Source organism: Mycobacterium sp. (assembly GCF_049683935.1).
Classification (GTDB): Bacteria; Actinomycetota; Actinomycetes; order Mycobacteriales; family Mycobacteriaceae; genus Mycobacterium.
Window position 1 is genome coordinate 1 of the sequence record NZ_JBAUJR010000474.1, and the last position, 10,391, is coordinate 10,391.

At 64.8% G+C, this 10,391-nt stretch carries 14 protein-coding genes; 8 read left to right on the forward strand and 6 right to left on the reverse strand.

Annotation, left to right across the window (positions count from 1 at the left end; genetic code table 11):
- Positions 1-138: hypothetical protein (locus WA965_RS26785; protein ID WP_526448229.1), on the reverse strand; the 138-nt coding region annotated here is incomplete at its 3' end.
- A gap of 148 nt (positions 139-286) precedes the next feature.
- Positions 287-859 carry a TetR/AcrR family transcriptional regulator gene (locus WA965_RS26790; protein ID WP_526294222.1) on the reverse strand — a complete coding sequence of 191 codons (573 nt, stop codon included), beginning with the start codon at positions 857-859 and terminating at the stop codon, positions 287-289.
- Positions 860-1,400: 541 nt separating this feature from the next.
- Here WA965_RS26790 and WA965_RS26795 point away from each other — a divergent pair.
- From WA965_RS26795 to WA965_RS26825, 7 genes are all read left to right on the forward strand, one after another.
- Positions 1,401-2,099, forward strand: coding sequence for an alpha/beta fold hydrolase (locus tag WA965_RS26795; RefSeq protein WP_526294223.1), 699 nt, complete (start codon positions 1,401-1,403; stop codon positions 2,097-2,099).
- On the forward strand, positions 2,096-2,557 hold the full coding sequence (locus tag WA965_RS26800) for a nuclear transport factor 2-like protein (RefSeq protein ID WP_526294224.1): 462 nt from the start codon (positions 2,096-2,098) through the stop codon (positions 2,555-2,557). Before WA965_RS26795 ends, WA965_RS26800 begins: the two co-directional genes overlap by 4 nt.
- Entirely contained in the window at positions 2,554-3,273 is a 720-nt protein-coding gene (locus tag WA965_RS26805) for an SDR family oxidoreductase (protein ID WP_526294225.1), read from the forward strand. Before WA965_RS26800 ends, WA965_RS26805 begins: the two co-directional genes overlap by 4 nt.
- Before the next feature lie 86 nt (positions 3,274-3,359).
- Positions 3,360-4,193: an alpha/beta fold hydrolase gene (locus WA965_RS26810; RefSeq protein WP_526294226.1), complete on the forward strand. Its 834-nt coding sequence runs from the start codon at positions 3,360-3,362 to the stop codon at positions 4,191-4,193.
- 67 nt (positions 4,194-4,260) lie between these two features.
- Positions 4,261-4,902, forward strand: a complete 642-nt coding sequence (locus tag WA965_RS26815) for a CGNR zinc finger domain-containing protein (RefSeq protein WP_526294227.1) — start codon at positions 4,261-4,263, stop codon at positions 4,900-4,902.
- Positions 4,902-6,521, forward strand: a complete 1,620-nt coding sequence (locus WA965_RS26820) for a helix-turn-helix domain-containing protein (RefSeq protein WP_526294228.1) — start codon at positions 4,902-4,904, stop codon at positions 6,519-6,521. The genes WA965_RS26815 and WA965_RS26820 overlap by 1 nt, the downstream gene beginning before the upstream one ends.
- Before the next feature lie 177 nt (positions 6,522-6,698).
- Positions 6,699-8,264, forward strand: coding sequence for a GMC family oxidoreductase (locus WA965_RS26825; RefSeq protein WP_526294229.1), 1,566 nt, complete (start codon positions 6,699-6,701; stop codon positions 8,262-8,264).
- A 107-nt stretch (positions 8,265-8,371) separates the two neighbouring features.
- On the opposite strand, the gene WA965_RS26830 is transcribed toward WA965_RS26825, so the two are convergent.
- From WA965_RS26830 to WA965_RS26845, 4 genes are read right to left on the reverse strand one after another with little or no spacing between them, the layout of a single operon-like run.
- Complete coding sequence (locus tag WA965_RS26830; protein WP_526294230.1) at positions 8,372-8,935, reverse strand: hypothetical protein; 564 nt, start codon at positions 8,933-8,935, stop codon at positions 8,372-8,374.
- Positions 8,932-9,516 (reverse strand): DUF6286 domain-containing protein, encoded by a 585-nt coding sequence (locus tag WA965_RS26835; protein WP_526448227.1) that lies wholly within the window; start codon positions 9,514-9,516, stop codon positions 8,932-8,934. Before WA965_RS26835 ends, WA965_RS26830 begins: the two co-directional genes overlap by 4 nt.
- The gene (locus WA965_RS26840; protein ID WP_526294232.1) at positions 9,513-9,929 is read right to left on the reverse strand and encodes an Asp23/Gls24 family envelope stress response protein; all 417 of its coding nucleotides are present in this window, start codon (positions 9,927-9,929) and stop codon (positions 9,513-9,515) included. The genes WA965_RS26835 and WA965_RS26840 overlap by 4 nt, the downstream gene beginning before the upstream one ends.
- Positions 9,892-10,071 carry a hypothetical protein gene (locus WA965_RS26845; RefSeq protein ID WP_178356762.1) on the reverse strand — a complete coding sequence of 60 codons (180 nt, stop codon included), beginning with the start codon at positions 10,069-10,071 and terminating at the stop codon, positions 9,892-9,894. The genes WA965_RS26840 and WA965_RS26845 overlap by 38 nt, the downstream gene beginning before the upstream one ends.
- A 65-nt stretch (positions 10,072-10,136) precedes the next feature.
- Here WA965_RS26845 and WA965_RS26850 point away from each other — a divergent pair.
- A partial coding sequence (locus tag WA965_RS26850) for a hypothetical protein (RefSeq protein WP_526448228.1) occupies positions 10,137-10,391 on the forward strand: 255 nt, incomplete at its 3' end.

Sequence of the window (10,391 nt, forward strand, 5' to 3'; positions counted from 1 at the left end):
GTCGTACGCCGCGTCGGCCTCCTCGGCGAGCACCGTCACCCGCCAGGTGCCCTCGGTGTCGCGGGAGCGCAGCGCCTCGACGAACCGGTGACCGACCATGCCGTGGCCGACGACCACGACGTGCGATGTCAACGCCATGCCCGAAGGCTAGGGAGTCCGTATTGCCGCCGTGTCGCCCCATGTGAAGCGCCTATCACGGTGTGCTCACCGCGGCCGGCGCCTCGCTGTGAGCACGTTCTCCCGGAGAATGAGGAACTGCGCTGACTATCCCCCGAACGGCCGCGCGCTAGGGGCTCGGGTGGGTTGCTCGTAGTCCCTCGATGATGAAAGCGCACGTTCGTTGCCATTGATCGTCGGGAGCGTCGACGCCCAGACAGTGGCCAGCGGCCACCGAGGCGCGGCTCAAGAGCACGACGTCCCGCCAGGTGACGTCCGGTCGAAGAGCACCGGATTCGTGTGCCCGCCGTACGATCTCCTGCAGTTTCGACAGCAGCTGTCCATGGTATTCCGCTTCTTCCTGAGCCGAGATGGCCGCCGCGGTCGACAGGTACTCCGCGATGCCTTGGTTGACGACCTGGGTGTGGCTGAAGAATGAGAAGAACGTGCAGAAGCCCTGCCATGCATCGGATTCCATGAGCGCAGCGTCGGCTACGGATTCCACCTCGTCGATGCCATCGACGAGAATGTCTCGGATCAGTGCATCCTTGGAGCCGAATCGCCGGTAGAGCGTGGCCACCCCGACGTCGGCCTGAGCGGCAATGTCCGCGGCCGTGACATCCATCCCTTTCTCGGCGACGAGTTTTCGTGCCGCACTGACGAGTCGGACGCGATTTCGCCGGGAGTCGGAACGTTGGTCCACGGGTTGAGGAGAGGGACTGTCGCCAGGCATCAGTAGACCCTATCGCAAAAGGGGACGGAACCATTCCGGTTATGCTATGGTCTCAACCGGACGAAGAAATTCCGTTTCTGTCCAACCGCCAAGGAAGCAGCCGAATGAGCCGCTACATTCAGACCGTCCGGAGTCGCGCCCTCGCCGGACGCGAAGCCGAGTACCGCGATTGGTACCGCACCACGCACATCCCGGAAGTCCTCGGACTCGACGGATAATTCTGGTCCCGAGTAATATTGCAGCACAACCAGTGTCGGCGTTGCCGCAACGGACTTCGTCTACATCGACCAGCTCGAGACGGACGACATACCGGCCGGCGCCCAGGACCACAACGTCGACATCGAGACTCAGCAATGAATGGCCGATCGAGCCGATACCACCCTCGCCGAGGTCGATGTCAGTCACCCGACAAATGCCGAGCCGGCCATCGTCACCGGCGTCATCGAAACCGCAGTTGCAACCGCAGCCAAATAACCCCATCAGCCCTTGAACAACTGGAAAGAAGATCATCATGACAACACCCACCATCGTCATCGTCCACGGCGCGTGGAGCGACTCAAGCCCGTTCGACGCAGTCGACGCATTGCTGAGCAACGACGGGTTCAACGTCACCCACTTCGCCAACCCTCTGCGCGCCCTCGGCGCCGACATCGACTATCTCGCTTCATTTCTGAAGACCCGTACGTCCGGCCCGGTCGTACTCGTCGGGCACTCCTACGGAGGCGCCGTCATCGGGGGTGTCAGCGATCCGGACGTGAAGGCGCTCGTCTACCTCAACGCATTCGTCCCGGAGACCGGTGAGACCATTCTCGATCTGGCCGGCCACGCAGGCCCGGTAGACGCCGGTGCACTCTTCGACAAAGCCGAATTCCCGGGTGATCACAACGTCGACCTCTATCTCAAGCCCGACGCCTTTGTCGGAGGCTTCGTCAACGGTCTTCGCAAGGAGTTGGCGTCGACGTTCTTCGCCAAGCAGCGGCCTATCACCTATGCCGCGTTGAGCGAACCCGCTCGTGCGGAGCAGGCGTGGAAGTCTGTGCCGTCGTGGTACATCGCCGGTAAGCAGGACCACAGCATCGCCTACGAGACCCAGCTGTGGATGTCCGAACGCGCAGGGTCGACCCTCACCACTCTCGACTGCGGGCACCTGTCGATGGCAGCCGAGCCGAAGATGGTCGCACGCGTCATCGCCGAAGCAAGCTCATCATGACCGAACTGGAAACCTTCTACGACAAGCTCACCACTGCTGTCCGGCAACAGGATGTGAAAAGCGTGACCTCCCTTATCGATCCACAGTTCGTGATCCACTACGACAGCAGCCTTCCCTTCGGAGGGACCTACCACGGGGTGACAGGGTTCTTCGACGTCGTCGCACAGTTGTCCGCGAGCCTGCTCGAGCTGTCCACCGCGCAGTTGAACTACATGGAGGACGCCAACGGAGAGCAATACACGCTGATCATTGGCCTCACGGCACAGGTCGGTGGTCGTCGAGTGACAACTCAGGTGAGCGAGCTGTGGAAAGTGCGGGCAGGCAAAGCGATCGAAGCTCGTATTTGGTATTGGGGCGCGGCAGGGATGTTCGATCAGCAGACAGACTGCGCTGTGAGCCGTACCAGGCCGGATCAGATGCTCGACCGTAAAGTAACGAAGTCGGCAACTTCATCATGAAGCTCAAGGGCGCGGTCGTGCTTGTCACCGGAGCGAATCGAGGCATCGGTGCCGAGTTCGTGGAACAGCTCAAGAAACGCGGGGCAGCCAAGATCTATGCCGCCGCCCGCGACGCGAGCGCGGTCGAGGCCGACGGTGTCGAGCCAATCGGGCTCGACATCACCAACGCCAGCCAGATCGAGGCTGCGGCTCGCACTGCCGGCGACGTGCAGGTCTTGATCAACAACGCGGGGATCTCCACCGGCACGGCGCTGGTGACCGGAGACGAGGCGACCATCAGGCGGGAGATGGACACCAACTTCTACGGTCCGCTGCAGATGACCCGCGCCTTCGCCCCGGTCCTTGGTTCCAACGGAGGCGGCGCCATCCTCAACGTCCTCTCCGCGTTGTCGTGGTTCACGGCTCCGAGTGCCGGTGCCTACGCCGCATCGAAGGCTGCGGCCTGGATGTTGACGGACAGCACGCGCCTCGAGCTTGCGTCGCAGGGCACACACGTGGTCGGGGTGCACATGGGGACGGTCGACACCGATATGGCCAAGGGCATGGACGTGGCGAAGATCGACTCCGCCGATCTGGCGCGTGCGGGTCTCGATGCGATCGAGTCGGGCGCACAAGAGGTGCTGGCCGACGACTTGGCGAAGACCGTGAAATCCGGGCTCCCGCTCGGCCCACAGGAACGGTACGGGCAGATCTTCGCCGCCCTCGGCATGATCTGAGCTGCCGAGGGCGGGTCGCGGCTGGAGCAGCTACGCCGTCGTGGACTCCTCACCAATTCATCTGCGAAACATTAGGAAAACTGAAGATGTCCAAGACATTCGTCCTCGTGCACGGGATCTGCCACGGCGGTTGGACCTGGCGGCCCGTCGCCGGTTTCATCCGCGCACAGGGTCATGCCGTATACACCCCGACGATGCCCGGCCTCGGCATCGAGGATGACCGCACGAACATACATCTCGTAGATGCGGTCGATTATCTGGTCGACTACATCGAGCAAAGAGAACTGACCAATGTTGTTCTGGTTGGTCATAGTTGGGGCGGGTTTCTCATATCGGGAGCCTCGGCGCGCGTCCCCGACCGGATCGAACGACTGATCTACTGGAGCGCATTCGTTCCCCGGACCGGCGAATCACTGATCGATCTGTGCCCGCCGGCCTTGGGTGCGATGTTCCGGGCGTCAGCGGCGGCGTCGGCCGACAATTCGGTGGCGTTACCGTTCGACGTCTTCCGGGGTGCCCTGATGCAGGACGCCTCCTGGGAAACGCAACGACTGGTCCACTCTCTGCTGGAACGTCAGCCCTTCCACACCATCAACGAGTCGTTGGACCTCGACGAGTGGGAACGACTCGGGCTCCCCGCCACCTACATCCTGTCCAAGGACGACATTGCTTTACCGCCAGGCGACTTCAGTTGGTCACCGCGGTTTCCCGATCGTATCCCCGGTAGCCACGTCGCATATACGACGGGAGGCCACGAAGCTCAGTTCACCGAACCCGAAGACCTCGCCGCAGCGTTCATGAACGCCGCGACCGCGAACGGACGGGTGACGCCATCAAGCCAGGATCAGCCGCGGCCCGCCGAAACTACTACGCGCCCTGAGCCGTTTCGGGAATCGGCACACAATGCAACCAGACAGTGACCCTCGTTACCCATCGTGTGCAGAATCTGGACACACTCACCGTCTCCCGCCCCCCACAGTTGAGGACATGGACCGATTGGAATCTTCATCCACCTTGCTGGTAGACCAGAGCGCCCGCGAGCCGCTATGGGCGGCAACCGCTCGCTACGGCGTGCGACCCGCCCCGGACGGATTGGCACTGGTGCAGGACTTCCTCAACACGCGGGCTGGTACCGCAACCGGCGCGGACCTGTTGAGCAATGCCGTCGACGCCAACGCGTGGGCCGTGGCGGCTGTGCATGCATGGACCACCCGTCGGGGCGTTACAGCGAAGCCACCGGCGATGACGGACTACGACGCAGCCGAGTTGAAGTCGATGCGCGATTCCCTCGACGACGCCATCGCCGGGCGGGCTCCTGAGATGGAACTTCGCGCTCCCACGGACGTGCGGTTCGCGACCACCCGAACCGGAGAAATCCACTGGACACCAGCGGGACACGGATGGCGATGGTTCAATAGCGCCATCACCGGCGAAATTCTCCTGAGTCAGCACACCAAGACGTGGCGCCGGATCAAGCAGTGTCGCAACGCCGAATGTCGCGCCGCGATATACGACAGTACCTGGGACAACAGAGCGGTATGGCACAACCGAACGACCTGCGACCCCTCGTTCGGTAGTCCCTATCCCTTCCGCGACGAGGCCGCCGTGCCGTTGAACCCATCTACGTGATGCCGTCAGATGCGATCGCCGTCGCCTGGCGCCGCGCGGAACTGGCCGGAGTCGATCCTCAGCGTCCCAGGGACGCCACGGTATCTCCGGTCAATCCAGGAAGCCGGCTACTGAGCGCGGCTGGACCCGTTCTCGATCGGATGGAATCGATCCTCACGGGAACGAACGTCTGCATCATCCTCGCCGACCGCGACGTGCGTCTGGTCGACCTTCGCCCGGGGACGCCGATCATCGGTGACGCGATCGGCGAAAACGGCGCTGTATTGGGCAATCTCTTCTCCGAGGAATCGTCTGGGACCAACTCCGTGGCGACGGTCCACGAACTGCGGACCCCACTGAGCGTCTTCGGAGACCAGCACTACCTGGAATCGATGAAGAAGTTCAGTTGCTACGGCTACCCCGTCATCCATCCGCTGACCCACCGCCTGGAGGGCGTGCTGGATCTGACCTTCTTCGTCGACGAGGACAACCCGCTTCTGCACCCGATGATCAAGCACGCCGCCCGCGATATCGAAGCCCAACTGCTCCAGCAGTCACCGCGGGATGAGCAGACACTCATCGAGATGTATCAACGTGTCTCGGCGCGCCGCCGTGGTGCGCCGATGGTCGGGGTCGCCGGCGACCTCGTGCTGGCGAACTCGGCGGCCACCGCGTTACTGGACGCGGTGGACTACGCGGCGCTCGGAACATTTACCGCCGAAGCACCATTGGCGTCGCACACCTTGAGTTCAGGTGCTCGGGTCAGTCTGCGGCTGACCCGAGCGACACCCGGTGCCGGCATCGTATTCGAGATCAACCCCCATGAGACCGGTGTTCCGAGGGCGCGGTCCGATGCGAAGGGCAGGTCCCGCTCGCGAGTCGAGCGCGTCGAGAACCAGATCGCCGACGCGCGGGCACACAGGAGATCCCTGTCCGTCGTCGGCGAGCGGGGGACCGGTCGGTCCGCTGCTCTGATGCGATTGATGGCTGACGCCGATCCGATGGTGTTCGACGGCATCGACCGAGTCCACGAACCCGAAAATGCCTGGCTTCAGCGCGTGACCCACGCGTTGGACGAAGCCACACGTCCGGTGATCATCGAGAACGCCCACCTGCTGTCCCCACCGGCGGCGCGTGCCACCCGAGCTGCCCTCGACGGGACGTCGGCATGGTTTGCGCTGTCGAGTGACCCGTTGAACCTGTTGTCACCGGAAGTCTTTGCGCTGATCGACTCCTCGGCAGTGCGACTCGCGCTGCTACCCCTGCGGCTGCGCAAGCACGAGATCCCCACACTGGTTCAAGCCATCCTGACCGAGCTGTCCTCGACAGCTCGATTCACCCCCGCCGCCCTTCGCACCTTGCTGGCGCACGACTGGCCTGGTAACGACTCCGAACTGCGGGCCGAGGTCACGGCCGCCGCCCGCCGTCGCTCCGCGGGGGACATCGCCGACGGGGACCTGATCCGCCTGAAAGACCGCGCTGCCGGCCCGATGCTCAATGCCATCGACACAGCGTTGCGTGCCACGGTGGAAGAAGCGCTCGCCACACACGCCGGCAACAAGCTGGCCACGGCACGCAGCCTCGGCATCAGCCGCACCACTTTGTACAAGCACATGCGCGCCTTTGGCCTGAGTGTGTGATGACGACCAAGACCGCCAATGGCAACAGCGTTGGTCAAGGACCCCGGGTAGCGAAATACGCAGTTGCGCTTGCTATCTACCGTTGACTTGGATGCCGGGCGCAAGAGTGACCACCACCACGCGGGCTGTCCACAAACTGAACACTTCGACCATTGCCCCAACGGCAACATGGGATCTATGAATCAGTCAAACCCCAGCGCAACGACCATCACCGACCCCAACGATGATCTCAGGGCCACATACGATTATGTCGTCGTCGGAGCCGGAACGGCTGGCAGCGTCCTCGCCGCCAGACTCAGTGAGGATCCGCTCGCCCACGTCCTGCTCGTCGAGGCCGGGTCCTCGCAGAAGCATCCAGCGATGGCCGTCCCCTTCCAGTGGCCCGAACTCATGGCAACCAACGCGAACTGGGGTGACAGCACCATCGTTCAATCGTTTTCCCAAACATCGGTACCGGCACCGCGGGGGAGGGCGCTCGGCGGATCATCGAGCACGAACGGGCTCACCTTCGTTCGCGGCCACCGCGCCAGCTACGACGCCTGGGTCGACCAGGGCGCCAAGGGATGGGGATTCGACGACCTGCTTCCGTACTTCAAGCGATCCGAATCCACCCAGGGCCGCGACTCCGAAATCCGGGGAACCGGCGGCCCGTTGACGGTCGGACCCACCGAGGAACCGAGCCCGATCGTGATTGCCGCGCTCGGCGCTTCCGCCGACCTGGGGTATGAGAGTGCTCGGGACATCAGCGGTGGGGTCGAGACCGGATTCGGCCTGGCCGACAGCAACATCAAGGACGGCCAACGTCAGAGTGCAGCCGACGCCTATCTCGACGAGGCGACGCTCGGCCGCCCCAATCTGCGGATAGTCACCGATGCCGTCGTGCAGCGCATCCGGGTGACCGATGGTGTGGCTGTTGGTATCGAGTATCTGCTCGACGGTGTCCTGACCCGAGTTCTGGCGGCCCGCGAGATCATCCTCACCGCTGGTGCGATCGGGTCGGCGCAGTTGTTGCTCGCCTCGGGAATCGGGCCGGCGCAGCACCTGCGCGAGGTCGGTGTCGATGTGGTCCTCGACCTTCCCGGAGTCGGGGAGAACCTGCACGACCACCCCATGTCGACTGTGCTGTACGAGGCAGCAGCAGAGCTGCCGCACAATCCGCGCAACCCCATGGGCCAAGCGGTCGGGTTGATCGAAACAGTGCATGCCGACGCTGGACCGAACCTACAGATCTTGGTGATCGCCGCGCCGATGCGGGCCTCCACACTGCCCGGTCCTGACAACGGTTACGCGGTCGCGTTCTCGGCGATCACGCCGTTCAGCCGCGGTCGAGTACGTCTCGCAGACGCGTCCATGGCCGTCGGACCGCTCATCGACCCCAACTATCTCGGTGACGAACGCGATGTCGCAGTGATGGAAGCCGGCCTCGAAATCGCAAAGCAGATCGGCGAATCGGCAGCCCTATCCGAGTGGCGCGCAGCAGAGATCCACCCCGGACCGACCGTCCAGGACAGCTCTTCGGTACGTGACTACCTCGGGCGCAGTCTGCTGGTCTACTTCCACTACGCAGGCACCTGCCGGGTGGGCACCGACGACATGGCCGTGGTGGACCTCGACCTGCGGGTGCGCGGCATCGACGGCCTTCGTGTCGCCGACGCCTCGATCATGCCGTCGCCCGTCTCGGCCAACACCAATGCCACCGTGTATGCGATCGCCGAAAGGGCCGCCGACCTCATTCGGCTGTAACCGCGTCGTATCGCCTGTCCTTCGTATCGCTTGTCGAGGCCGCCGCCGATCCCGTGCGAACCCATGGGGCGGCGGCGTGCAGTCCGGGTTAGGCCGGCGTCAGGCCTCTACACCACAGCGGTGGATCGGCCGCGACCGTCCACCCGGATCCTGGTCCGGATGGCCACCGCGTCACCCAGCATCGCCGCCGCGGTGGTGGCCACCTCGTCGGCGGCGTCACCGACCGCACGCAAGGCGCGCCTCGGCGGGATGTGTGCGGTGAGAGTGATCGTCGGTTCGCCCTTTTCGATACTCGACCGTGCACTTGCTTTGTGCACCAGAGCATTCTGGGCGAGTGCGGAGGCGGCGGCCGAGCCCACCGATGCGGCGTCGGCGCTCAGCGCGCCCTCGTCCGGGCCGATGTCGGCGAGGGTGATGGTGCGCACCCGCGGTGTCCGCCGGTGGGCCGAAAGCCACCACAACCCGATCAGCACCAGCACCAGGCCGATGCCGCCGACCGACCAGGGCCACCATGACGACTCCACGTCGCCCACCGGTGCCACCACCTGCAGCGGTTGTGCGGCGGCGAGGTCACCACGGGACCACATGAAGGCGGCCACCCCCGCCGCGATCAAGGCCAGACCTGTCAGGAAGACCAGGATTCGGTCCACCGCAACGGTTCCCCGTGTCATGACCGTCCTCCTTTCGCCAACCGCACCTTGAGGCGCGGCGTCTTACGCAGTCCCGCCAGCTCCGCGCTGACGGCGTTGTCGATTTTCTCGGCGAGCGTCGAGTCGCTGAACCCGGTGACGCTGCACCGGACGGTGACCTTCTTCCGCGTCGCGGTACTGCGGGCGGAGGTGACACCGGCCACCGATTCGGCTGCGGCGGTGGCGATCCTGGCGACGTCGGTCAGGTCGATGTAGATCGCGGTCTGTGATTCGACCGCAACCGCTCGACGGCGGCGGGGCTTGACCGCAAGCAGCACCAGGACCGCGCCCAGCACCGCGACGGCCACACCTGCAATGGTCATCCACGAGGCGGGCGCAACACCGTCGACCGCGCCGACGGCGTCGGCGACCCAACGCTGTCCGCCGATCCAGCCTTCGGCGACCAATGCCTCCCGGATTCCCAGGCCTCCCAGCACGATCACGATGACAGCCAGCGCAGCGCCGGCGTAGCTGGCGCCGGCGGGAGCCAACGGCTGAGCGCCGGGGCGCACCGAAGGCGCATCGGTCGTCTCCATGGCGGTCACGTCCATTGCTGTGCTCATAACAAAGTCCTCTGTGAATTGCCCTGTGCCCGGCCCTCATCGGGCGGGACCACGCTGTGCACGTGTACGTCGACGCCGTCGACGGTCAGGCCGCTGAGCTCGGATAGACCATGGGTCACCCGGCGGCGCACCTCGGCGGCGGTGCCGGCCAGCGGCTTGCCCCATTCGACGGCGACATCAACGCTGGCCCGGACGTGGTCACCCGAGACGACGACGTCGGCGCGGGGTAGTTCGCGGCCCGTGAGTTTTCCGATCCCGTGGCTGTAGCGCACCACGCCGTCGGCTTCCAGAGCCGAGGCGAAGGCCACGCGCTCGACCGCTTTGTCCCGGATCGTCAGGCTTCCGCGGGAGCCCGCGTCATCGGCGATCTCCTCGTCAGCCACGGCCCCGGCCTCGCAGGATGCTCGTGGCATCGAATTCACCGTCGCGATGGCCGCCGATGATGTAGCCGATGGCGCCGAGCACGAGTGCCAGCAGGAATCCGGTGAACCCGCCGGCGGCCGCGGCAACGCCCAGCAGCAGTCCGGCCAACAGGCCGGCGGTTGCAGTGGTCATGATTTTCCTCCATGAGTTGTGGTGCTGTGTTGAATTGTGTTGTCGCGCAATGTCACATAACGTCGTTGACGAATCCGCCGACCCAACCGGAGCCCGATCCGGCGCAGGTGGCCGCGCCGGGTCCGCATCACCTCGATCGATCCAGGGGTGGCGCGTTCGGCGGCGCCGAGCGCAGCGATCAGGTCCTCGGCGGACCCGCCGGCATCGGGGTGATGCCGGCGGATCGCCGTACGCCTGGCGCTGCGCCGGATCGGGTCGTCGCGTTCGCCTGCCACCGTCTGACCGCTCACTGCCCGTCGGGCTGCGGCGTGACGTCCTCG

Excerpts from the sequence above, each read along its gene's own strand:
- WA965_RS26825 (WP_526294229.1), top strand. The coding sequence starts at position 6,699 with ATGAATCAGTCAAACCCCAGCGCAACGACCATCACCGACCCCAACGAT.
- WA965_RS26795 (WP_526294223.1), top strand. The coding sequence starts at position 1,401 with ATGACAACACCCACCATCGTCATCGTCCACGGCGCGTGGAGCGACTCA.
- WA965_RS26840 (WP_526294232.1), bottom strand. The coding sequence starts at position 9,929 with ATGCCACGAGCATCCTGCGAGGCCGGGGCCGTGGCTGACGAGGAGATC.
- WA965_RS26805 (WP_526294225.1), top strand. The coding sequence starts at position 2,554 with ATGAAGCTCAAGGGCGCGGTCGTGCTTGTCACCGGAGCGAATCGAGGC.
- WA965_RS26820 (WP_526294228.1), top strand. The coding sequence starts at position 4,902 with ATGCCGTCAGATGCGATCGCCGTCGCCTGGCGCCGCGCGGAACTGGCC.
- WA965_RS26835 (WP_526448227.1), bottom strand. The coding sequence starts at position 9,516 with ATGAGCACAGCAATGGACGTGACCGCCATGGAGACGACCGATGCGCCT.
- WA965_RS26800 (WP_526294224.1), top strand. The coding sequence starts at position 2,096 with ATGACCGAACTGGAAACCTTCTACGACAAGCTCACCACTGCTGTCCGG.
- WA965_RS26830 (WP_526294230.1), bottom strand. The coding sequence starts at position 8,935 with ATGACACGGGGAACCGTTGCGGTGGACCGAATCCTGGTCTTCCTGACA.
- WA965_RS26815 (WP_526294227.1), top strand. The coding sequence starts at position 4,261 with ATGGACCGATTGGAATCTTCATCCACCTTGCTGGTAGACCAGAGCGCC.
- WA965_RS26845 (WP_178356762.1), bottom strand. The coding sequence starts at position 10,071 with ATGACCACTGCAACCGCCGGCCTGTTGGCCGGACTGCTGCTGGGCGTT.
- WA965_RS26810 (WP_526294226.1), top strand. The coding sequence starts at position 3,360 with ATGTCCAAGACATTCGTCCTCGTGCACGGGATCTGCCACGGCGGTTGG.